Here is a 23,433-nt window from a genome sequence, read left to right as displayed (position 1 = left end):
AAATAGTATAGCAAAATTGGACAGACTGCGCAATAGTTTGGTTTGGGTTTTTAATGGGTTATCTTAGAGCTACTTTGTATGCAGAAGGGGATTTCCGCTGCAGACGGGACGCTTTCCGCGGGCATGGCCTCAGCCGCTTCCCTCGCTAACGCTCAGTCCAGGGTCTTCGGCTCATGCTATTCCCGCAGGAGTCGCCCGTCTTCCGCTTCAATCCTTATTTAGCAGTTGCAAATACAGAGTAAGTACATTGTACTTTTCTAAAATCTGAGAAGTATGGATGATCTCATAGTATATAAAATTTCATGTCTCATCGCACCTGGTTTAAATCGTAAAGTAATATAGAACTTTGGGCTTTATTTGATAATCTATCGGCTTATGAATTTTAATGAGCTACACTTAGTAACTTGTTATACAGAGTCAGGATTGGAGCGGCGGGTGGCGACTCCCGGAGGATCAGCCCGACAGGTGAGACGACTTTGGGGAGCTTGCGACCAAGTCGGCTCACCGCGGGCCCTCGGGAAAGCGTCCACCCAGAGCGCAAATCCCTATACACAAGCTAATTTACGCTTACTATCTCAATACATAAATGCTTCAACCTATTAAATCAAACCCTTGCCCTTACGATGAGCCTTCATTTCTTCATTCAGCTTTTCAAAAAAGTCGTCGTTGCTATCTGACTGGCGCAGCTTCTTCATGAAGCGCTCGGTGAAGTCGTGTGAATCAGAAAAGGTCTTTCTGATTGCCCATAACTTTTCTAGCTTGTCTTCAGGAATTAGCAACTCTTCTTTACGTGTACCGGAGCGACGGATATCGAGCGCCGGAAAGATTCTACGTTCTGCCAGGCTGCGATCGAGGTGCAGTTCCATATTTCCGGTTCCTTTAAATTCTTCATAAATGACTTCATCCATGCGTGAGCCGGTTTCGATAAGGGCTGTAGCCAGAATTGTTAAGCTGCCGCCTTCTTCGATGTTGCGTGCGGCTCCAAAGAATCTTTTTGGGCGGTGGAATGCTGCCGGGTCAATTCCCCCCGATAGTGTTCTTCCGCTTGGTGGGATTACCAGGTTAAATGCGCGTGCAAGACGTGTGATTGAGTCCATCAGAATAATGACATCGCGCTTACTCTCGACAAGGCGCATGGCTCGTTCGAGTACCAGTTCTGCTACTTTGACATGGTTTTGCGGCTCTTCATCGAATGTCGAACTGACAACGTCGGCGTTTACGGAACGTTCGATGTCCGTTACTTCTTCCGGACGTTCATCGATCAGTAAGACGATTAATTCTGCTTCTGGATGGTTCGTTGTGATCGCATTAGCAATCTCTTTTAATAACATGGTCTTTCCTGCTTTTGGCGGAGCGACGATCAGACCGCGTTGGCCGAATCCAACCGGTGAAACTAGATCCATAATTCGTGTTGAAATATTATTTTTTGTCGTTTCCAATTGAATTTGACGTTCTGGATACAGAGGAGTTAGAGCAGGGAAATGTACACGTTCACGTGCAACTTCAGGGTTTTGACCGTTTACTGCTTCTACTTGCAACAGGCCGTAGTATCGCTCGTTTTCTTTCGGCGGGCGGACTTTTCCTGTTACTTTATCGCCGTTACGAAGATCGAAGCGGCGGATTTGTGATGCTGATATGTAAATATCTTCGGAGCTTGATGAATAGTTGATCGGACGTAGGAAACCGTAGCCTTCCGATTGAATAATTTCAAGTACACCTTCCATAAAGAAAAAGCCTTCTTCTTCTGCACGGGATTTCAGGATCGCAAATATCAATTCTTTCTTTGTCAGCTTGCTGTAGCTTGTAATCTTGTACTTTTTCGCAAGCGCGTACAGTTCCTTGAGCGTCATATTCTCAAGATCTGCTAGGGTAATCATTGTCATTAATGCGTACACCACTCTTCATTTATAATATAAGGATTTTTTGGCGTTATTAAATAGAAAGGAAGGCACTTCATGACCTTCCTTTCCTTACTAGCTATCATTATGGATCGTTTATAGTTTCAGGAAATAGAAACCCGGCAGAGCCGGGTGATGAGGGAGTTAGTCTTGCATAACGAGATGAGGTTTTTTCTCCATGCTGTGGCGACCTTCTACGAAACGAATTGTGCCTGATTTAGAACGCATGACAAGTGACTGAGTACGGCAATATGAACCTTTAAATTGTACGCCGTCCATTAATTCGCCGTCAGTTACACCGGTTGCAGCGAAAATACAGTCATCGCCTTTTACCAGGTCATCCATCATCAATACTTTATCGACGTCGATACCCATCTTGATACAACGTTCGCGTTCTTCATCATTTGAAGGAATAAGACGTCCTTGGATTTCTCCGCCTAAGCATTTCAGTCCGACTGCAGCAATTACACCTTCAGGAGCACCGCCCATGCCGAATAAAATATCCACGCCTGTGTCATCAAATGCTGTATTCAATGCCGCAGCCACGTCTCCGTCTTCGATCAGTTTGATTCGTGCGCCTGCTGCACGGATCTCTTCGATAATGTCTTTATGGCGCTCACGATTTAGAACAGAAGCAACTAAGTCGTTGATCGATTTGTTTTTCGCTTTCGCAACGGCTTTCAAATTGTCTGTAACCGATGCATCTATATCAATCTTGCCGACTGCTTCAGGGCCGACTGCAATTTTGTCCATGTACATATCAGGTGCATTCAAAAGATTGCCTTTATCGGCAACTGCAAGAACTGCCAAGGCATTCCATCCGCCTGATGCGACGATGTTCGTACCTTCTAGTGGGTCAACTGCTACGTCAACTGCCGGTCCGTGACCTGTTCCAAGTTTTTCACCGATATAAAGCATCGGTGCTTCGTCCATTTCCCCTTCCCCAATGACGACTACGCCTTCCATTGGGATGGTATCGAATACTGTTCTCATGGCTTCAGTTGCTGCATCATCCGCTTCATTCTTCAAACCGCGTCCCATCCAGCGGGCTGCCGAAACTGCTGCCGCCTCTGTCACACGCACTAATTCCATCGATAAACTACGTTCCATACTGTTTTGTTCCTCCTGTTTGCGGTAAGGCGCTCGTCGCGTTTTACCTTTCATTTGCCTACGTCCGCATCCATGATCACATGCTCGTCTGGATGTGTCGCTATGGTCTATTATACACGAAATTACAAATAACTGTCACTCCGAAATTGAAGCTGTCGTCAGACCTTCTACTTTTTGAATATCCGCACCGAGATTTTGCAGTTTGGAGATAATCTGGCTGTAGCCACGTTCGATATGTTCAATACCTTGAATTTCTGTTTCTCCTCTTGCGATCAATCCGGCAATCAGCAGCGCCGCACCTGCACGCAGGTCAGATGCCCGGACCGTCGCAGCCTGCAACTCGGTAGGTCCCGCGATGATGGCAGAACGTCCTTCCACCCGTCCGTCCGCATTCATTCGGCGAAGTTCGTCGATTTGCTTGAAACGCGCTGGATAGATGGTGTCAGTTAAAATCGAGGAGCCTTCCGCCTGAGTCGACAGCACGCAAAACGGTTGCTGAAGATCCGTCGGGAATCCCGGATAGACGAGTGTTTTGATATCCACCGCGTCCAACTTCTCCGTTTTCGGAATAAAAATCTGTTCTTCGCGGACTTCAATCTGAACGCCCATTTCACGAAGTTTCGCTGTAATCGCTTCGACGTGCAGAGGAATGACATTATCAATTGTAATGCCGTCTCCTACAGCCGCAGCCATAATCATATAAGTTCCTGTCTCAATACGGTCAGGGATAATAGTATGCTTCGTACCGTGCAGATTTTCCACACCTTCAATACGAATCACATTTGTGCCGGCTCCTTTGATGTTCGCACCCATATTGGACAAAAGAGTTGCGACATCAATGATTTCCGGTTCTTTTGCTGCGTTTTCAATCACCGTTTTTCCTTTTGCCATTACAGCAGCGAGCATGATATTGATCGTTGCACCGACACTGACGACGTCTAAATAAATTTTCGCGCCGCGCAGTTCATCTGCACGCAAATAAATCGCACCGTGTTCATTGGTTACTTTTGCGCCCAGTGCTTCGAATCCTTTAATATGCTGATCGATAGGCCGCGGTCCTAAATGGCAGCCGCCGGGCAGACCGATGACCGCGTGCTTAAACTTGCCGAGCAATGCGCCCATCATATAGGAAGATGCGCGAAGTTTCTTCACATTGCCGTTTGGCAGCGGCATAGACACAATTTCTGTAGGATCGATCGTCATTTTACCGTCTTCCACTTGCACTTTGCCGCCGATTTCTTCCACCAGCAACTGCAGTGTCTCTACATCAGAAATTTCCGGAAGACCTGCAATTGTCACAGGCGAATCAGCGAGAATAGCTGCAGGAATTAAAGCCACCGCACTATTCTTTGCACCGCTTACTCTCACAGTCCCTTGCAGCTGTTTTCCACCTCTAATTTTGTAAACGTCCATTTCGATCTCCTTTGTTTTGAAACAGGATTCAATCACGCCAAAGCATGATTGAATCCGTCACTTATTCGTTCTAGTTTCCCAGTCTTTCAAAAACTGATCAATGCCTTTTGCTGTCAGCGGGTGAGCGAATAAACTTTTCAATACATTAAATGGCGTTGTTGCAATATGAGCTCCTGCTAATGCTGCAGCGGTAATATGCTGAGGATGTCTGATCGAAGCCGCAATAATTTGCGTGTCCAGATCATGAATCGTGAAAATATCTGAAATTGTTTCGATTAATTCTGTTCCATTTTGACCAATATCATCTAAACGGCCAATAAATGGCGATACATAAGTTGCGCCTGCACGTGCAGCGAGCAACGCCTGATTCGCACTGAAGATCAGCGTTACATTCGTTTTGATGCCTTCTGCAGCAAATACAGAACATGCTTTCAAACCTTCAGGTGTCATCGGCAGCTTAACAGTAATGTTTTCCGCAAGCGCAGCAAGTTCACGTCCTTCTTTAATCATCCCTTCTGCATCCAGAGAGATGACTTCTGCACTGACTGATCCTGGAACAAGTGCAGTAATTTCTTTTAAACGGTCATGGAAAGAAATATCTTCTTTCGCAACAAGCGATGGATTCGTTGTGACACCTGAGATAATTCCCCAGCTGTGTGCTTCTTTTATTTCGTCAAAGTTTGCAGTATCTATAAAAAATTTCATGTGTAAAATCCTCCTAAGTTATACGATCTGAAATACAAAAGAAGGAGACGTATTGCGCTCCTCCTTTATTGTGGATATTCCTACTTTATGCTTTCTGAGAACTGCCGAACTCACGCATTTTGCCGATGACAGTTTCTTTAATCACTTCACGCATAGGTCCAAGATATTTACGAGGATCATAGACTTCTGAATCTGCATTCAATGCATCACGGACAGCCTTCGTACCTTGGATTTGGTTTTCTGTATTGACATTAATTTTTGACGTGCCCAATGAAATCGCACGCTGAAGATCTTTCAACGGGATTCCGGTTCCACCATGAAGTACAAGTGGAATATCCCCTTGATTCGAGATCTCTTCCATTTCTTTAAAGCCTAAGTTTGGCTCACCTTTATATGGTCCGTGTACGGATCCAAGGGCAGGTGCCAGGCAGTCGATGCCTGTCTTTTCTACAAGTTCCTGACATTCTGCAGGATCTGCGTAGATCACGCCTTCAGCAATAACATCATCTTCCTGACCACCGACCACTCCAAGTTCAGCCTCAACGGAGACATCATGCTGTTTTGCCAGCTCGACTACTTTTTTGGTAGTTTCGATATTTTCCGCAAGCGGCTTGGAAGATGCATCGATCATAACAGACGTGAATCCTGCTTCAATCGCTTCATTACATTTTTCAAAGCTGGAACCATGGTCTAAATGGATGGCGACAGGTACAGTTGTCCCGTAATCTTCCATCAGGCCTTTTACCATCATGACGACAGTTTTGAAACCGCCTATATAGCGTGCAGCACCTTCGGACACTCCTAAAATAACTGGGGATTTTTCTTCTTCCGCAGCCTGCAGGATTGCCTGTGTATATTCTAAATTATTTATATTAAATTGACCGATTGCATATCCTTCTTTTTTTCCTTTAATCATCATATCTTTCATCGAGACGAGCGGCATGCAAATTTCCTCCTTGGACTTCCGACGGTTTTTATATGGTTTCATTATTCTTTCTGCTCTCTAGCATATCAAATTCCATCGATTATTACTACTGTCAGACGTCTTGTGTTTCCAACCTTTTCAACACCGTATCGCGTACTTCAAATATATCAAAAGGTTTCGTGAAGTGGTGATCGATGCCAAGTCTCCCCGCTTCATCGGTCAGTTCGATTTCACTGTACGCCGTCATCATCATGACAAGTGCATTAGGTGTTTGGTTTCTGATTTCACGCAGAACTTCGACACCGTTCATGCCTGGCATTTTCATGTCCAGCAGAATACAGTCTGGCTCCATCTCACTCAGTATATGTAAGGCTTCTTTACCATTTGAGGCTAACGTTGGTTTGAGACCCGCTTGTTTGAATATTTCTTCCAGCAGCATACGTATGCCAGGCTGATCATCGATTATCAATATTTGCTTCAAAATAATTCCCCCTTAATACTATTTTGAAATAACTAATTCAAAAGTCACGGAATATTCAATAGTATATAGAACTCATTCCCCAATGAAAACTTATTATAACACCTGTTGCTATGTTGTTAATATGTTGTTTTTCCGAGAACTTTTTTTCGCGTGTATAATTTCGTCACATTTCCATCCCCCTGTATATTATTCGCAATAATGCCATTAATCCCTCTTTATTTCACACAATGTTTTTTGCACTTCTCGCTTTTGTTTCTTATACTAAACATTTGGAGGGATGAATTTGAAGATTTTAACGACACAGATTCGAGGTCTTTTGGAACGAATTTCTAATGGGCAAGAGGAGTCAATAGAGGAAACGGCTCGGTTGCTTGCACAGGCACTCATCGGAGAAGGACGAATTGTGATTGCCGGTTTTGATGAAATGGAGGCAGTAACTTCTACCGCTTTGTATGGTGCTGAACCCTTGCAGCGAGCTGTCCGATATACCGATGATTTGTCATTCACAGCAGCAGACCGCGTTTGGCTGCTTGCTCGAAAAGGAGATCATCCAGCTGCTCTTCAGTTGGCAAGACAACTGGCAGAAGAATTCATTCCTTTTGCCGTCTTGACAGCGGACCCGCATGACGATTCCAATGAACTCGCCGATCTTGCTTTTACGTATATTTCGACAGGCCTGAAAAAAGGTCTGATTCCAGGACCGAACGGCGAACGTATTGTACAGCCTCATGCACTTGCTGCGTTGTTTGTCTATGAAGCAGTAAAATTATCACTCGACGAAATGCTCGCCGACGATGACGAATTAGAATAAAAAAATGCCCGCAAAAGCTGAACTTTTGCGGGCATTTCTATTATTTACGGTTGTCCAATGCTGCGCGGATGAACTCACGGAACAATGGTTGTGGACGTGTCGGGCGTGATGCAAACTCCGGATGGAATTGGCAACCGACAAAGAATGGATGCTCTTGCAGCTCCATAATTTCAATCAGACGACCGTCCGGGCTAATTCCCGATACGATTAAGCCGGCTTCTTCAAGCTGTGCTTTGTACGCCAGGTTCATTTCATAACGGTGACGGTGACGCTCATATACCAATTCTTCGCCGTACGCATTATACGCTTTTGTATTCTCCGCCACTTTACATGGATAAGAACCAAGGCGTAATGTGCTGTCTGCTTCTTCAGCAGTGTGGCAGTCAGGGTGGAAAGTTGTTACATTATGTTCTGTTACTGTGTCAAATTCCAAGGAATGTGCTTTGTCGAGCCCGATGACATTGCGTGCAATTTCTGCAGCAGCTAACTGTAGACCTAAGCTGATACCGAAGAACGGCACTTTATGTTCACGCGCATACGTGATCGCTTCGATTTTACCGTCGATTCCACGATCTCCAAAACCACCTGGTACCAGGATACCATCAACGTCTCCAAGCAATTCTTCTACGTTTTCTGAAGTTACTTCTTCAGAATTAACCCATTTAATATCAATATCTGCACTGAATGCATATCCGGCATGGCGCATAGCTTCCACTGCGGAAATGTACGCATCTTGCAGTTCAACATATTTCCCGACCAGAGCGATTTTCACTTTTTCTTTCAGTGATTTTACGACTTTCACCAACTCTTCGATATCCTGAATCTCTGGCTGTGGTGTTTCAAGTCCAAGGAAATCAACAACAATCTGATCCATATGCTGTTCGTGAAGACGAAGCGGCACTTCATATAATGTTTCTGCGTCAAGTGCCTCAATGACTTCTTCCGGCTTGATATTACAGAATAACGCAATCTTATCTTTCATTTCCTGAGGAACAGGATACTCACTGCGCACAACAATCATATTCGGTTGAATTCCGAGACTGCGTAATTCCTTGACGCTGTGCTGTGTCGGTTTCGTCTTCATTTCGCCTGCTGCATGAAGGTAGGGAATCAAAGTGTTGTGTATATACATGACATCATCTTTGCCAAGATCGGTCTTCAATTGGCGAATAGCTTCAAGGTACGGCAATGATTCGATATCGCCGACACTTCCGCCGATTTCTGTAATCACGACGTCAGCATTCAATGTTTCGCCTGCACGTTTGATCAGCTCTTTGATTTCATTTGTGATATGCGGGATGACTTGAACAGTCGCTCCTTTATATTCACCGCTACGCTCTTTGCGAAGGACGAGGTCATACACTTTCCCCATCGTTACGTTTGAGTACTGGTTACATTTAATATCAATGAAACGCTCGTAATGACCGATATCCAGGTCAGTTTCCGCACCGTCTTCTGTAACAAATACTTCACCGTGCTGGTAAGGACTCATCATGCGTGGGTCAATATTAATATACGGATCAAATTTTTGATTTGTTACTTTCAAACCGCGGTTCTTGAGTAATCTGCCGAGGGATGCCGCATTGATTCCTTTGCCCAAAGACGATACGACGCCGCCGGTAATAAAAATATATTTTGTCATGTGTAGTTCCTCCATTTGTTCTATATTACATGCTCGAAGGCTGATGAATATCAATTAAAATAAAAAAAGCGCCCCAGTTGTAGCGTAACTACAATAAGGAGCGCGTATACACGAATTCATGTGTCCTTTTCAGGAGCCCATACAAATCTTATATTTTCAGGCGCTAAAAGTCAAGTCTTGTTATTTTTCTTCTTCGTCCTCTTCGTCTTCCTCTTCTTCGTCCTCATCCTCTTCATCAAGGTCGAGTTCTTCATCAGGAATGACTTCTAAATCGTCATCAGGATCAATGAGGTCTTCTTCGATTTCAACGACTTCTTCCTCATCATCATCATCTTCGTCATCAGCATCATCGTCTTCTTCACCGAGTTCAACGTATTCTTCGTCGAAGATTTCTTCGTCATCGTCATCTTCCACTTCTTCGTCTTCATCGTCAAAATCTTTTTTCTTCTTTTTCTTCTTGCGCACTTTTACAACTGGAGCCGTTTCTTCTTCGATCTGGTCGACCGGGTACCACTCGCGCAGACCCCAACGGTTGTCCTGAATCGCAAGAAAACGGCCGTCAATGTTCAGGTCTGTGTAGAATTGAAGTAGTTTATCTTTCATTTCTTTATCAGATACACCTGTTAGTTTTTGGATTTCATCCATCAGTTGCTGCAAAGTCAATGATTCGCGGCGTTCTGTTAGGATTTCGAAGGTAATATTAATGAACGACTCTTCTAAAAGCTGTTCTTTTGTCATTTCATGGATATTCAATTTATGGCACGTCCTTTCTTCAACACATAAGCATAGTTTACATTATATACAGTTTCGGTTCCAATATGCTACATTCTTTTACTTCTGTTTACGTTTCTATACTCTTTAACCGTCAGACATCCGAGGTAAACCGCAGCGAAAGCGAATGGAATAACACCCAGCCCACTGTTATAAAAGATGAATGTGAGAAGAAACAGAAGTGCAATTATAACCGTATGATGATACCATCTCACCTTCAACACATCCCTTTCTTTTCGTCTCTTACATTATACGGATAAACTTAGCAATTTATCCACTTTTGAGTTAAGGCTTTTTTTGCTAATGAGCGCGAACGGATGCGCTAATGAGCGCCAATGAAATCGGTACGAGCGTCCAGCGGCCCGCTATGAGCGTGGATCCGCTACGTATGAGCGCTGCGGGAAAACGTATGATCATCCGCAAATGAAATCCTAAAAAAGCTGCGCAATTTTACGCAGCTTCATAGATTACTCACATATTTCTACGGTACTGCCCACCCACTTCATACAATGCGTTCGTAATCTGACCGAGACTCGCCACTTTTACGGTTTCCATCAATTCAGCAAATACATTGCCGCCTGAAACGGCCGTTTGCTGCAGATTCCGCAAGGCCTGTTCCGCTTCATTAGAATGTTTGGACTGAAATGCTCGCAAGTTACGGATCTGTGCTTCTTTTTCTTCTTTTGTCGCACGTGCAATTTCCATATTGTCGATATCTTCTTCAGATGGCGGATTCGGATTCAGATACGTATTGACGCCGATGATCGGCAGCTCGCCTGAATGCTTTTTCATTTCGTAGTACATGGACTCTTCCTGAATCTTACCGCGCTGATACTGAGTTTCCATCGAACCAAGCACGCCGCCGCGGTCATTGAGACGGTCAAATTCCTGCAATACCGCTTCTTCCACAAGGCTCGTCATTTCTTCCACAATGAAAGCCCCCTGCATTGGATTTTCATTTTTCGACAGGCCGTGTTCTTTAGTAATGATCATTTGAATCGCCATCGCGCGTCGTACGGATTCTTCCGTCGGCGTCGTGATCGCTTCATCGTATGCATTGGTATGCAGCGAGTTACAGTTATCTTGCAGCGCCATCAATGCCTGCAATGTCGTACGGATATCATTGAAATCAATTTCCTGTGCATGCAGACTACGGCCTGATGTCTGGATATGATACTTCAGTTTCTGGCTGCGTTCATTGGCTCCGTATTTATCGCGCATCGTAACCGACCAGATTCTGCGCGCCACGCGGCCGATCACCGTATACTCCGGATCGAGTCCGTTCGAGAAGAAGAATGACAGGTTCGGCGCAAAATCGTCAATATTCATGCCGCGGCTCAAGTAGTATTCGACATATGTGAAGCCATTCGCCAATGTAAATGCTAGCTGTGAAATCGGATTCGAGCCCGCTTCCGCAATGTGATAGCCGGAAATCGATACAGAATAGTAGTTGCGTACTTTTTTATCAATGAAATACTGCTGGATATCACCCATCAGACGCAAGGCAAATTCTGTAGAGAAAATACAAGTGTTTTGCCCCTGATCTTCTTTTAGGATATCCGCCTGCACAGTTCCACGGACCGTCTGGAATGTCAGCTCACGCACTTCGGTAAATTCTTCGACTGTCAGTGTGCGGCCGAGTTCTTCCTCTTTTTTGCGCACTTGCTGATCAACGGCGGCATTCATGAACATTGCTAGAATAATAGGCGCTGGTCCATTGATCGTCATCGAAACAGATGTCGACGGTGCACAAAGATCAAAGCCGTCATAGAGCTTTTTCATATCTTCGAGCGTACAGATGCTGACTCCCGACTCACCGACTTTACCGTAAATATCGGGCCGTTCATCCGGATCTTCTCCATATAACGTGACCGAATCAAAAGCCGTCGACAGACGTTTCGCATCATCATCTTTTGATACATAGTGGAATCTGCGGTTCGTCCGTTCCGGCGTTCCTTCTCCGGCAAACTGACGCTTCGGATCTTCCCCTTCCCGTTTAAACGGGAAAACACCGCCTGTATATGGAAATGAACCCGGCACGTTTTCGCTGTATACCCAGCGCAAAATTTCGCCGTAGTCTTTATATTGTGGCAGAACTACTTTCGGAATCTTTACTCCTGATAAACTGACAGTATTTAGTTCCGTACGAATTTCTTTGTCACGAATTTTCACTACATATTCATCTTTTTTATATGATTCTTTCAAAGATTCCCAGTGTTCCAGCGTACGCTTTGATTCACTTGACAGCTGTTCCTCGACACCTTTTTTCAAACTTTCCAATGAATCTAGCAGAGCTTCATTGGAATCAGCTTCCTTCACGGCTTCGATTGCACCTTCGAGCTGGAAAAGTCGTCGCGCCAGTTCTTCCTGCTGTTTTGACTTCGCATGGTAATTGCGCACAGTCGATGCAATTTCGCGCAGATAATGACTGCGGTCAGGTGGGATAATAACTGTCTGCACTTGTTTCGTGACAGAATCGGCATAGCTCGTTGACCACTCTAAGCCACATGAAGTGTTCAGCTGTTCAACCAGTGCTGCAAACAGCGTATTCGTCCCTTTATCGTTAAACTGGCTCGCAATGGTTCCGTAAACCGGCATCTTCTCCAGTTCATCCTCAAAACGCATATGACTGCGCTGATACTGTTTGCGAACTTGGTTAAGTGCGTCTTCAGAACCTTTACGTTCAAATTTATTGATGACAATTAAATCCGCAAAGTCGATCATATCGATCTTCTCAAGCTGTGTCGGCGCACCGTACTCGCTCGTCATGACATACATCGAAACGTCCGAGATATCGGTGATCTGTGCGTCACCCTGCCCGATTCCGCTCGTCTCGACAATGATCAGGTCGTAGCCCGCTGCTTTTGTAACGTCGAGAACATCATGAATCGCAGTTGTCAGCTCGGAACGGGAGCCGCGTGTAGCCAGACTGCGCATGTAGACACGGTTATTGAAAATCGCATTCATCCGGATTCTGTCACCGAGCAATGCACCGCCAGTCTTTTGTTTAGTAGGATCGACGGAAAGAATGGCAACGCGTTTGTCAGGAAACTCCTGCAAGAAACGACGGATCAGTTCATCAGTCAAGGAACTTTTACCCGCGCCACCTGTACCTGTGATACCGAGTACCGGGGTCTTTTTAGAAAGTTTTCTTGCATGCTCCAGCAGTTCCTCAGAAGCTTCATCCTTTTTCAGATGTTTTTCTTCTACATAGGTAATCAAATTAGCCAATACACCCGGTGTTTCTGCCGTCAGCTTTTCAAGATTGGCTTCTTCATTTTCGGGAGTCGTGGAGAAATCAGATAGTTCCATGATACGGTTGATCATTCCCTGAAGACCCATTTTGCGACCGTCTTCAGGCGAGAAAATCCATTGAATGCCGTATTCATGCAATTCTTTGATTTCCTTCGGGATAATGACGCCTCCGCCACCTCCGAAGATTTTAATATGTGAGGCGCCCCGTTCCTTCAGCAAATCATACATGTATTTGAAATATTCCACGTGACCGCCTTGATAGGAAGAGATCGCGATGCCTTGTACGTCTTCCTGAATGGCAGCGTTTACAACTTCCTCAACAGAACGATTATGTCCGAGATGAATGACCTCTGCCCCTGTTGACTGTAAGATTCTGCGCATAATATTGATTGAAGCATCGTGCCCATCGAATAAGCTGGAAGCCGTCACGAAACGGATATGGTGCTTCGGCTTGTAAATTTCCTCAGTTGCCATTTGATTTCCGCCTTTCCATACAAAGAGACATACGCCACGGCAAACTGCCCTGGCGAAGTCACTTGTTTATTTTGCAAGACCTTGAATGATTTGATCCGTCTGTATCTGAATGTACTGCTCTAATGAGTAACTCTTGCGCAAAGCCCATCTGCGAAATGACCACATCTGTCCCTGCACTAGAATATGATGCGCCGCAAGCGACACTTCATTTGGACCTATCCGCAGATTGCCGGCTTCCATGCAACGCTTCAGAATTGTTTCGAATAACTCAACCATTTCGAGTTCTCTCGTCAGCACATATCGCAGCGCTTCACCTGGCAGAGATTTGGATTCCTGATACATGACTACGAACTCATCGGCCATATCATCAATCAGCTCATAGTACTTTGCAATCGCCACACGCAGTCCTTCCACCGTGTTATCACTGGTGTCTAATTCAGAAAGTCGAATTTTCACCTCGTGATAAATATGATCGCAGACAAGATATAAAACGTCTTCCTTCGTGCGAATATATTCGTAAAGCGTACCGATGCTGAAGCCTGCCTCCTTGGCGATTTCACGCGTCGTTGTCCGGTGGAACCCTTTGGCAATAAACAGCTTTACGGCTCCGCGGCTGATTTGTTCGCGCCGTTTCTGAATCAAGTCTTCGTCTTTCACGGTAGATTTCACTTCATGTTTCGGCATGGAGTTCCCTCCCTCTGTTATTTTGTCAGCATACGAGAGATAACGAGGCGCTGTACTTCTTGTGTTCCTTCGTAAATTTGCGTAATTTTTGCGTCACGCATATAGCGTTCCACTGGATAGTCTTTTGTATAGCCATAGCCGCCGAATACTTGAACCGCTTCTGTCGTAACTTTCATCGCTGTATCTCCAGCCATCAGTTTCGCCATGGCAGATGCTTTACCGTACGGCAGGTCATTTGATTCGAGCCAAGCTGCCTGGTGTGTCAACAAACGGGAAGCTTCGATTGACGTCGCCATATCTGCCAGTTTGAAGCTGACACCTTGATTGGCTACAATCGGCTTGCCGAACTGTACACGTTCTTTCGAGTAATCAACAGCTGCGTCAAGTGCCCCCTGTGCGATTCCGACTGCCTGCGCTGCGATACCATTACGTCCGCCGTCAAGCGTCTTCATTGCGATGATGAAGCCCCTGCCTTCTTCGCCGAGCATATTTTCTTTCGGCACACGGCAGTTATCCAACACGACTTCTGTGGTAGGTGAAGAACGAATCCCCATTTTCTTCTCTTTCTTGCCTACAGAGAAACCGTCAAATGTGCTTTCTACGATGAACGCGCTCGTACCTTTATGTTTGGATTCTGAATCTGTTACTGCAAAAACGATGTATGTGTCAGCAATTCCGCCGTTGGTGATGAAGATTTTCGAGCCGTTCAGCACGTAGTCATCGCCGTCGCGTTTCGCTGTAGTTTTCATTCCGCCTGCGTCAGATCCTGAACCTGCTTCTGTTAAACAGTATGCGCCAACTTTCTTGCCTTCTGCAAGGGGGCGTAAATATTTTTGTTTTTGTTCTTCATTGCCGTATTTGAACAGCGGCCATCCTGCGAGTGATGTGTGCGCGGATAATACGACGCCTGTGGATGCGCAGACTCTTGATAGTTCTTCTACTGCGATGACGTAGGCAAGGTAGTCGCTGCCGATGCCGCCGTATTCTTCTGGCCATGGAATGCCAGTGAGGCCGAGTTCAGCCATTTTGTTGAAGATGTTCATGTCGAAGCTTTCGTCTTCGTCACGCTGTGCTGCAGATGGTGCGACTTCCTTTTCTGCAAAGTCCCGTACCATTTTTCTGATCATTTCATGTTCTTCTGATAGTTTAAAATCCATTTTTTCTCCCACCCTTTGTGTTTGTTTGAAGTTTATAATTTAGTGTTGCTGATATAGGCTTGCAGTTTGTGGATCTCCGCTTCAGACGGTACGCTTTCTCGCAAGCTCCCCCAAGTTGTCATACCTGTCGGGCTGATCCTCCCGGAGTCGACCGTCTTACACTACAATCCCTATAAGTATGTGTGAAACATTGCTGTCTTAAATTATGTTGTTGCAATCAGTACGCAAGATTACGCAGTTCACCCCAGAACCAGCGTAAAATCATATGGTGACGAACCCATCTCGCCCTTAACCGAGCCAAACAGTTGCGGTGCCGCACCAAAAAGTATCGGCAGGGCGCCAAAGGGCTGTTCCAACGAACCAATCTTCGCCGCCAGCGAACCAAACCGGTACTTCAACGCACCAATCCCGCTGCTCAACGAACCAAACCGGTACTTCAACGAACTAATCACCGTCCTTACCGCACCAAACTCAACTGGTCAAATGCTTCGCGATGACTACGCGCTGGATTTCGCTGGTGCCTTCGTAGATTTGGCATACTTTGGCGTCGCGGAAGTAGCGTTCTACGGGATAGTCTTCGGTGTAGCCGTAGCCGCCAAAGATTTGGACGGCTTCTATGGAGTTGTCGACAGCTGCCTGGGAGGCGAAGAGTTTAGCCATGGAGGCTTCTTTGCCGCATGGTTTGTCTTGCGCTCTTAGCCAGGCTGCGCGGTAGACTAGCAGGCGTGCGGCTTCTGTGGCGGTTGCCATGTCTGCCAATTTGAATCCTACTCCTTGATTGGCAGCGATTGGTTTGCCGAACTGTTCGCGCTCTTGTGCGTAGGCAGTTGCTGCTTCGAGTGATGCTTCCGCAATTCCGAGCGCCTGGGCTGCGATGCCAATCCTGCCTACGTCGAGGTTCGCCATGGCAATTTTGAATCCGCCGCCTTCTTCGCCTAAGCGATTTTCTACGGGTACTTTCATATTATCGAAGCTGAGCGCCACAGTACGTGAACCATGAAGGCCCATTTTCCGTTCGTCTTTGCCGATTGAAAGTCCAGGGGTATCGCGGTCAACGATGAAAGCGGTGATGCCGTACGTGCCTTTTTCAGGTGCGGTATTCGCAAACACAATATAGACATCGGCTTCTCCGCCGTTTGTGATAAACATTTTGGAGCCGTTAATAAGATAGTGATCATCTACTCGCTTGGCTTTCGTTTTCAGTGAGCCTGCGTCCGAACCGGATGAAGCTTCTGTCAGACAGAAAGCGCCCAAGTATTCTCCGGATGCCATTTTCGGCAAGTAGCGGTTTTTCTGTTCTTCATTTCCGAAATAGAGGATGGGATTCATTCCCACTGAAGTATGGACAGACAGCACAACCCCCATGACCGCGCTTACTTTGGATAATTCGTGGATCGCGATAATGTATGATAGAAAATCCATTTCGGAACCTCCGTATTGTTCCGGAGCCGTAATGCCCATCAGACCGAGTTCCCCCATTCTTCCAAGCAGTTCACGTGGAAACTCTCCTGCTTCCATTCGCGGTATCCACGGTGCAATCTCCTTATTCGCGAAATCACGGACCATCTGGCGCATCATTTGTTGTTCTTCTGATAAGTTGTAATCCATCTTCTTCACCTCACGCTTTCGGCTTATTCAATTAATCAGTACGTATAGAAACCTCTGCCCGTCTTCTTGCCGAGCCATCCTGCTTTGACATATTTACGTAGCAGCGGACATGGACGGTATTTCGAATCTCCAAATCCTTCATACAGCGTCTCCATAATATAAAGACATGTATCGAGCCCAATGAAATCCGCCAATTGCAGCGGTCCCATCGGATGATTCATCCCCATCTTCATCACGTCATCGATCGCTTCTTTTGTCGCCACGCCTTCATACAACGTAAAGATTGCCTCGTTGATCATCGGCATTAATACGCGGTTAGCGACAAAGCCCGGATAGTCATTGACTTCTACAGGCGTTTTATTCAGCTTCTTTGTCATTTCTTCTACCGCTTCATACACTTCGTCGTCTGTCGCAAGTCCGCGGATAATTTCCACGAGCTGCATGACAGGTACCGGATTCATGAAGTGCATGCCGATGACTTTTTCAGGACGTTTCGTTGCTGCCCCGATTTCTGTGATTGGCAGTGAGGACGTGTTCGTCGCCAGAATTGTATGCTCAGGCGTGATTTCATCCAGCTGTGCAAATATAGAAGTTTTTATTTCCATGTTTTCTACAGCCGCTTCAATAACGAGATCAGCGTGTTTGGCATTTTGCAAATCAAGTGACTGCGTAAACCGGCCAAGTACTTCCTGCTTTTCTTCTTCCGTCATCCGTCCCTTTTCCACATTGCGTGACAGGTTTTTCGTAATAACTGCAAAACCCCGGTTATATGCTTCTTCATTTATATCGTGGAGTGTTACTTGGTAACCTGCCTGTGCGCAGACTTGAGCAATTCCGCCGCCCATCTGTCCAGCGCCTATGACAAATACATGTTCAATTGCCATCTGGTTTGCCTCCCCGTTAATTAGTTTTTAGGTACTTCAATCATGATGGCGTCGCCTTGCCCGCCGCCTGAACAGATGGCTGCAATACCGATTCCGCCGCCGCGGCGTTTCAGTTCATTGGCGAGTGTAAGGACAACTCGTGCTCCGCTTGCGCCGATCGGGTGTCCAAGTGCGACTGCTCCGCCGTTGACGTTCACTTTTTCTTCGTCAAGTCCCGCGATTTGAGAGCTGGCAAGTGCAACGACTGCGAATGCTTCATTGATTTCGAATAAATCGATTTCATCCAGTGACTTCCCTGTCTTAGCGAGGAGCGCTTTGATGACGTGTCCTGGTGTCTCCGGGAATCTTTCCGGCTCGATCGCGACTTCTGCGTGACCAAGGATCACAGCCAGTGGTTCTTTGCCCTGCTTCTTCGCTTCGTCTTCATTCATCAACACAACTGCACAAGCTCCGTCATTGACGCCCGGTGCGTTTCCAGCAGTGATCGTGCCGTCTTTATCGAAAGCTGGACGCAGTTTTGAAAGCGATTCCAAAGAACTGCCGCGTCTTGGTGCTTCATCTTCAGAAACTACCAATGCATCGCCTTTACGCTGCGGAATGCTGACTGAAACGATTTCTTCCGCAAATAAACCATTATCCATCGCTGCAAGAGCACGGTCATGGCTTCGTAATGCCCATTCGTCCTGTGTTTCACGACTCAATGAAAACTCATTGGCTGTGCTGTTGCCATATGTGCCCATATGCACGCGGTCTGGTGAAAACGCGCAAGTTAGGCCATCGTAAATCATGCCGTCGACAAGTGTCGTGTCACCCATCTTTAATCCTGAGCGTGCACCCGGTAAATAATAAGGTGCATTGGACATCGATTCCATGCCGCCTGCTACGATCACATTTTCTTCACCCAGACGGATCAACTGATCACCTAGTGTGATACTGCGCATTCCGGAAGCGCATACTTTATTGACGGTTTCTGTTTTAACACTGTACGGAATTCCACCTTTTGTTGCTGCCTGTCTTGATGGGATTTGCCCCTGTCCTGCCTGTAAAACGGTACCCATAATGACTTCATCTACTTGCTCGCCCTGAACGTCTGAACGCTCGAGTGCCGCCTTGATCGCCGTGCCCCCCAGATCACTGGCTGAATGCGCGGATAATGCGCCCCCTAATTTACCAAATGGTGTTCTTGCCCCATGTAAAATAACTGTTCTTGTCATTCCATTCCCTCCTACTTCTTTACTGACTGAACGCTCGCTCGCCTAATAAGCGATAAATTAGAGGGCACAAGGGCCCTCTGTTTTATCCACTTAACAGATTGTTAGCGTTTTAGATACTCTAATTGTACGTCACTACCATACAATTCGCAATAGTTTAATTCCGCTTTCCGTCCGGGTTATTAGGTGTTTCATCCGTGTTTTCCTCTGTTGCAGCCAGTTCGATTTCTGCGACTGGTTCTTCTGTAGGGGTTTCAGCAGATTCATCAGCTGGCGTTTCTACCGGTTCCTCGATCTTCACTTCCAAGGCTTCAACAAGCGGTTCTTCGACGACTACTTCTGTAGATTCTTCTACCACCGGTGTTTCTACTATAACTTCTTTAACCACTACTTCTTCAGCAACAACTTCTGCAGGCACTTCTTCTACTACAACTTCTTCTGGTTCTGGTGCAACCTGATCTTCTCCAAAAATAGAACGCTCTAGCAATTCTGCGATATCATATGTGCCTACTTGCTCTTCCACTTCAATCGCCTTTGTTCCGTCAGACAGCATCGTTAAGCAGTACGGACAACCGGATGAAATGATTCCAGGGCTGACTTCCATAGCTTGCTCTGTACGTGCTACGTTGACACGCTGACCTGTATCTTCCTCCATCCACATCATTCCGCCGCCCGCTCCACAGCACATGCCGTCTTGACGATTGCGTTTCATTTCGATTAATTCGACGCCAGGAATCGCTTTCAGTATTTCTCGCGGCTGGTCGTAGACATCGTTATAGCGGCCTAAGTAACAGGAATCATGGAATGTAATCTTTTCATTGATTGCGTGCTTCGGTACTAGCTTTCCTGCCATCACCAGTTCATACAATAACTCTGTATGGTGCTTGACGATTGCTTTAAAGCCAAAGTCCGGATATTCATTCTTGAAAATATTATATGCATGCGGATCGATTGTGACGATTTTTGATACGTCGGCTTTTTCGAATTCAGCGATGTTTGCAGTAGCGAGTTCCTGGAATAAGAATTCGTTACCGAGACGTCGCGGTGTATCCCCGGAATTCTTCTCTTTGTTACCGAGAATCGCGAAGCTCACGCCTGCTTCATTCAATAGATGCGCGAATGACAATGCGATCTTCTGAGAACGGTTGTCGAAAGCACCCATTGAACCTACCCACAGCAAGTATTCGAAGTCTTCCTTTGCTTTCTTCGCTTCTTTCACTGTTGGGATATGCAAGTCTGGACGTGCGTCTCTCCAGTTTTCCTTCTCTTTACGGTTCAAGCCCCAAGGATTACCCTGACGTTCGATGTTTGTCATCGCACGCTGAGCATCTGCATCCATTTTACCTTCTGTCATGACTAAGTAACGGCGAAGGTCAATAATCTTATCGACATGCTCGTTCATTACCGGACACTGATCTTCACAGTTACGGCAAGTTGTACAAGCCCAGATTTCTTCTTCTGTGATGACATCTCCAATTAATGAAGGATTGTACAACTCATCAATCGAAACACCTTCAGCTCCAGCAGCAAGTGCCAGCTGATTACCTTGCGTATTATTGAACATAAACTGAGGCACCCAAGGCTTTTGTTGTGTCATCACTGCGCCTGTAGCTGTCAGATGGTCACGCAGTTTCACGATCAAGTCCATCGGAGAAAGCATTTTCCCTGTGCCAGTTGCCGGACACATATTCGTACAGCGTCCACATTCCACACATGCGTAAAAGTCGATCATTTGCGCCTGCGTGAAATCCGTGATTTTCCCCACCCCTAGTGGAGGCATATCTGCTTCATCTTCTACTTCTTCCAATGCTTCAAAATCGATCGGCTTCAGAGTGCCCGCATTGTCGAGACGGTGAAAGTATACGTTGACAGGTCCGGCGATCAAGTGAGCGTGCTTGGACTGTGGTACGTAAACCAAGAAAGTCAGCAACGTCAGCAAGTGTACCCACCAGCCAATAAAGAATATTGCAACAGCAACGCCTTGAGGAATTCCGCTGAATACCATCGCGATCAGCGAAGCCATCGGTTCTGTCCAAGTCGTTCCTTCATTATGCCAAATCATGTTTGCGCCGTTGGCAACAAGTGTCGACACCATAAGTGTCCCAATGAAAATTAGGACTAAACCTGACTTCCATCCGCGCTTCAAACGGACAAGTTTTTCAACGTAGCGTCGGTAGAATGCCCATACGACTGCTACTAAAATTAGAAACACAACGATTTCCTGGAAGAATGTAAATGCAGGATACAATGGCCCGAGCGGCAAATGTGATCCCGGCTTCAACCCTTTCCAAATTAAATCAATTGCGCCAAATTGAACGAGCAGGAATCCGTAGAAAAATAGTACGTGAATTGCCCCGCTCTTTTTATCTTTTAATAGTTTCTTTTGTCCAAATACATATACCCAAATCTTCGTCAGACGTTCTTTGACGTTATTATCAAACTCTTCTTTTCTCCCCAGGCTGATAAATTGATAGCGCGTTTTCAGCAGGTATAGAAACAGCCCGAATCCGTAAACGGTAATCGCCAAAAATAATATCCAGTTTGCGATGAGTAACACATTCATCTTATTCTCCCCTTCCTCTGTTTTCACGCTAATATAATCACGATAAAGCGCTTACGAGTAGTTTAATATATGTACAGTGTAAATTATGAATGAGCATTCAGTCAACTGTTTTTTGAAAATTTATTTAAGTGATAATAAAAAGCGTAAAGGGGTATCTTTGTTTAACCCTTTCGAAAAATTGTAAACATTCATTAACAATGATTTTCCGGGGTTATCAGGTTGTAATCAATAGCTTTTGATACTAATTAGTGCACTTTCTTACGTTTTTAATTAGTTTGTGCACACTTATATAATATCAATATAGTAAATATTCTGATATCATAAAAGCGTATTGGGAGAAACAGTTAGATTCAGAAGAGAGGATGAGGACAATGAATCACATCTACGCGCGTACTTATCAACAAGTTTTCAAAGCCGCACTGGGTTTCCTTCCATGGCGGGAGCCCGAATTGCTGCAGGGACCGGCATGTTTGGAACAGCTGCCGGGTAAAGTACAGGAGCTCGGAATTAACAGTGTACTGATCGTCACAGACCAGGAAATTGCAAAGCTTCATTTGATGGACGTTCTGCTGATTGGTCTTGATTCATTGGGAATTAAGTATTTGGTTTACGACCGCACCGTGCCAAATCCGACAATCGCAAATATTGAAGAAGCCCGCGGTCTCTATCTGGCGAATAAATGTGAGGCACTCATTGCATTCGGCGGAGGTTCGCCTATCGATTGCGCAAAAGCTGTCGGCGCAAGAATTGCGAGACCAACACAAAGCATCGCACAGCTGAAAGGCTCATTGCGAGTTCGCAAAGCAATCCCTACTTTCTTTGCAGTGCCGACCACATCGGGCACAGGCAGCGAGGCGACACTTGCAGCCGTTGTGACAAATCCGGATACGCATGAAAAGTACGCCATTATGGACCCCTCACTGTTGCCGCATTACGCAGTTCTTGACCCGCTGTTGACTATAAAATTGCCACCTGCCATTACGGCCGCAACAGGGATGGACGCGCTGACGCATGCCGTGGAGGCGTATATCGGCAGAAGCAATACGAAAGAGACGAGGCAGTGGAGCCGGGAAGTTGTCAGGTTGGTTTTCGGTAATGTATATGAAGCCTATTCCAACGGAGAGAACTTGGCAGCACGGACAAATATGCTGCAGGCCGCTTATTTGGGTGGCAAGGCGTTTACCCGAGCTTTTGTGGGCAATGTGCACGCAATCGCGCATACGCTCGGCGGTTTTTACAATGTGCCGCATGGTCTTGCGAACTCGATCATTATGCCGCATGTCTTAGAGTACTATGGCCAACATGTTTACGGGCCGTTGTCTGAGCTTGCTGATGTAGTTGGGATTGCGGCCCCAACTGATACGAATCAGGTGAAGGCTGAGAAGTTTATTGAGGCGATTCGCGCTTTAAATCGGTCGATGGATATTCCGGATAAGGTAAGCGGGATTCAGCCAGAGGATATTCCGCTGATGGTCGAGCGGGCGGATGCAGAAGCCAATCCGCTGTATCCCGTGCCACAGATTTTAAGCAAGAAGCAGTTTACGGAGCTTTATGATTTGATTAGGGAGTAGAAGTTATAAATTTGTATAGAAAAACAGAGACCATTTTGCGTCTCTGTTTTTACTTTGTTGTGGAGAACTTAGTATGCAGTTTGGGATTTGCGCTTCAGCCGGTACGCTTTCCGGAGGGCGTGGCTTGAGCCGCTTCCTTCGCTTCGCTCTGTCCAGGGTCTCAAGGCGCACGCTGATCCTCCCGGAGTCGACCGGCTTACGCTTCAATCCCTAAATTTTAAGCAGTGCTACTCTGTTTGTACATAGAAAATATTACGGTATCTGAATTTT

Annotated in this window: 18 protein-coding genes; 2 read left to right on the top strand and 16 right to left on the bottom strand. The window is 46.0% G+C overall.

Annotated elements, in window-relative coordinates:
• Positions 1-599: 599 nt before the first annotated feature.
• The 6 genes from rho to Q1J64_RS01335 all read right to left on the bottom strand — a co-directional run bounded on the left by rho (position 600) and on the right by Q1J64_RS01335 (position 6,532).
• On the bottom strand, positions 600-1,883 hold the full coding sequence (rho, locus tag Q1J64_RS01360; RefSeq protein ID WP_301107298.1) for a transcription termination factor Rho: 1,284 nt from the start codon (positions 1,881-1,883) through the stop codon (positions 600-602).
• Positions 1,884-2,042: 159 nt separating this feature from the next.
• Entirely contained in the window at positions 2,043-3,008 is a 966-nt protein-coding gene (gene glpX / locus Q1J64_RS01355; protein WP_301107297.1) for a class II fructose-bisphosphatase, read from the bottom strand.
• A gap of 135 nt (positions 3,009-3,143) precedes the next feature.
• Positions 3,144-4,421: a UDP-N-acetylglucosamine 1-carboxyvinyltransferase gene (gene murA / locus Q1J64_RS01350; RefSeq protein ID WP_301107296.1), complete on the bottom strand. Its 1,278-nt coding sequence runs from the start codon at positions 4,419-4,421 to the stop codon at positions 3,144-3,146.
• 57 nt (positions 4,422-4,478) lie between these two features.
• A complete protein-coding gene (gene fsa / locus Q1J64_RS01345; protein WP_301107295.1) occupies positions 4,479-5,126 on the bottom strand; it encodes a fructose-6-phosphate aldolase in 648 nt (215 codons plus the stop codon).
• Between the two features lie 85 nt (positions 5,127-5,211).
• The gene (locus Q1J64_RS01340; protein WP_301107322.1) at positions 5,212-6,069 is read right to left on the bottom strand and encodes a class II fructose-bisphosphate aldolase; all 858 of its coding nucleotides are present in this window, start codon (positions 6,067-6,069) and stop codon (positions 5,212-5,214) included.
• A 94-nt stretch (positions 6,070-6,163) separates the two neighbouring features.
• Positions 6,164-6,532, bottom strand: coding sequence for a response regulator (locus Q1J64_RS01335; RefSeq protein WP_301107294.1), 369 nt, complete (start codon positions 6,530-6,532; stop codon positions 6,164-6,166).
• Positions 6,533-6,809: 277 nt separating this feature from the next.
• Between Q1J64_RS01335 and Q1J64_RS01330 the strand changes: the two genes are divergently transcribed.
• On the top strand, positions 6,810-7,343 hold the full coding sequence (locus Q1J64_RS01330; RefSeq protein ID WP_301107293.1) for a DUF2529 family protein: 534 nt from the start codon (positions 6,810-6,812) through the stop codon (positions 7,341-7,343).
• Between the two features lie 40 nt (positions 7,344-7,383).
• Here Q1J64_RS01330 and pyrG read toward each other — a convergent pair whose 3' ends face one another.
• From pyrG to Q1J64_RS01280, 10 genes are all read right to left on the bottom strand, one after another.
• A complete protein-coding gene (gene pyrG, locus Q1J64_RS01325; RefSeq protein WP_301107292.1) occupies positions 7,384-8,985 on the bottom strand; it encodes a CTP synthase in 1,602 nt (533 codons plus the stop codon).
• A gap of 180 nt (positions 8,986-9,165) precedes the next feature.
• On the bottom strand, positions 9,166-9,738 hold the full coding sequence (gene rpoE / locus Q1J64_RS01320; protein WP_301107291.1) for a DNA-directed RNA polymerase subunit delta: 573 nt from the start codon (positions 9,736-9,738) through the stop codon (positions 9,166-9,168).
• A 489-nt stretch (positions 9,739-10,227) separates the two neighbouring features.
• The gene (gene icmF, locus Q1J64_RS01315) at positions 10,228-13,485 is read right to left on the bottom strand and encodes a fused isobutyryl-CoA mutase/GTPase IcmF (RefSeq protein WP_301107290.1); all 3,258 of its coding nucleotides are present in this window, start codon (positions 13,483-13,485) and stop codon (positions 10,228-10,230) included.
• A gap of 66 nt (positions 13,486-13,551) precedes the next feature.
• A complete protein-coding gene (locus Q1J64_RS01310; protein ID WP_301107289.1) occupies positions 13,552-14,169 on the bottom strand; it encodes a TetR/AcrR family transcriptional regulator in 618 nt (205 codons plus the stop codon).
• Between the two features lie 17 nt (positions 14,170-14,186).
• On the bottom strand, positions 14,187-15,326 hold the full coding sequence (locus tag Q1J64_RS01305; protein ID WP_301107288.1) for an acyl-CoA dehydrogenase: 1,140 nt from the start codon (positions 15,324-15,326) through the stop codon (positions 14,187-14,189).
• A 239-nt stretch (positions 15,327-15,565) separates the two neighbouring features.
• Positions 15,566-15,766, bottom strand: coding sequence for a hypothetical protein (locus Q1J64_RS01300; protein ID WP_301107287.1), 201 nt, complete (start codon positions 15,764-15,766; stop codon positions 15,566-15,568).
• A 31-nt stretch (positions 15,767-15,797) separates the two neighbouring features.
• On the bottom strand, positions 15,798-16,934 hold the full coding sequence (locus Q1J64_RS01295; RefSeq protein WP_301107286.1) for an acyl-CoA dehydrogenase: 1,137 nt from the start codon (positions 16,932-16,934) through the stop codon (positions 15,798-15,800).
• Positions 16,935-16,969: 35 nt separating this feature from the next.
• On the bottom strand, positions 16,970-17,818 hold the full coding sequence (locus Q1J64_RS01290; protein ID WP_301107285.1) for a 3-hydroxybutyryl-CoA dehydrogenase: 849 nt from the start codon (positions 17,816-17,818) through the stop codon (positions 16,970-16,972).
• A gap of 20 nt (positions 17,819-17,838) precedes the next feature.
• Positions 17,839-19,032: an acetyl-CoA C-acetyltransferase gene (locus Q1J64_RS01285; RefSeq protein ID WP_301107284.1), complete on the bottom strand. Its 1,194-nt coding sequence runs from the start codon at positions 19,030-19,032 to the stop codon at positions 17,839-17,841.
• A 154-nt stretch (positions 19,033-19,186) separates the two neighbouring features.
• A complete protein-coding gene (locus tag Q1J64_RS01280) occupies positions 19,187-21,592 on the bottom strand; it encodes a (Fe-S)-binding protein (protein WP_301107283.1) in 2,406 nt (801 codons plus the stop codon).
• Positions 21,593-21,963: 371 nt separating this feature from the next.
• On the opposite strand from Q1J64_RS01280, the gene Q1J64_RS01275 reads away from it, so the two are divergent.
• Entirely contained in the window at positions 21,964-23,163 is a 1,200-nt protein-coding gene (locus Q1J64_RS01275) for an iron-containing alcohol dehydrogenase (RefSeq protein WP_301107282.1), read from the top strand.
• Positions 23,164-23,433: the final 270 nt, after the last annotated feature.

Origin of the sequence: Sporosarcina sp. (genome assembly GCF_029257255.1) — a bacterium.
In the GTDB taxonomy this organism is placed as follows: Bacteria; Bacillota; Bacilli; order Bacillales_A; family Planococcaceae; genus Sporosarcina.
The sequence above is the reverse complement of the archived record's forward strand: the minus strand, read 5'-3'. Positions and strand labels throughout refer to the sequence as shown.

What these genes read in the sequence shown, in the direction of transcription:
- rho (WP_301107298.1), bottom strand. Translation starts at nt 1,883, where the DNA reads ATGACAATGATTACCCTAGCAGATCTTGAGAATATGACGCTCAAGGAA.
- glpX (WP_301107297.1), bottom strand. Translation starts at nt 3,008, where the DNA reads ATGGAACGTAGTTTATCGATGGAATTAGTGCGTGTGACAGAGGCGGCA.
- murA (WP_301107296.1), bottom strand. Translation starts at nt 4,421, where the DNA reads ATGGACGTTTACAAAATTAGAGGTGGAAAACAGCTGCAAGGGACTGTG.
- fsa (WP_301107295.1), bottom strand. Translation starts at nt 5,126, where the DNA reads ATGAAATTTTTTATAGATACTGCAAACTTTGACGAAATAAAAGAAGCA.
- Q1J64_RS01340 (WP_301107322.1), bottom strand. Translation starts at nt 6,069, where the DNA reads ATGCCGCTCGTCTCGATGAAAGATATGATGATTAAAGGAAAAAAAGAA.
- Q1J64_RS01330 (WP_301107293.1), top strand. Translation starts at nt 6,810, where the DNA reads ATGAATTTGAAGATTTTAACGACACAGATTCGAGGTCTTTTGGAACGA.
- pyrG (WP_301107292.1), bottom strand. Translation starts at nt 8,985, where the DNA reads ATGACAAAATATATTTTTATTACCGGCGGCGTCGTATCGTCTTTGGGC.
- icmF (WP_301107290.1), bottom strand. Translation starts at nt 13,485, where the DNA reads ATGGCAACTGAGGAAATTTACAAGCCGAAGCACCATATCCGTTTCGTG.
- Q1J64_RS01310 (WP_301107289.1), bottom strand. Translation starts at nt 14,169, where the DNA reads ATGCCGAAACATGAAGTGAAATCTACCGTGAAAGACGAAGACTTGATT.
- Q1J64_RS01305 (WP_301107288.1), bottom strand. Translation starts at nt 15,326, where the DNA reads ATGGATTTTAAACTATCAGAAGAACATGAAATGATCAGAAAAATGGTA.
- Q1J64_RS01295 (WP_301107286.1), bottom strand. Translation starts at nt 16,934, where the DNA reads ATGGATTACAACTTATCAGAAGAACAACAAATGATGCGCCAGATGGTC.
- Q1J64_RS01290 (WP_301107285.1), bottom strand. Translation starts at nt 17,818, where the DNA reads ATGGCAATTGAACATGTATTTGTCATAGGCGCTGGACAGATGGGCGGC.
- Q1J64_RS01285 (WP_301107284.1), bottom strand. Translation starts at nt 19,032, where the DNA reads ATGACAAGAACAGTTATTTTACATGGGGCAAGAACACCATTTGGTAAA.
- Q1J64_RS01280 (WP_301107283.1), bottom strand. Translation starts at nt 21,592, where the DNA reads ATGAATGTGTTACTCATCGCAAACTGGATATTATTTTTGGCGATTACC.
- Q1J64_RS01275 (WP_301107282.1), top strand. Translation starts at nt 21,964, where the DNA reads ATGAATCACATCTACGCGCGTACTTATCAACAAGTTTTCAAAGCCGCA.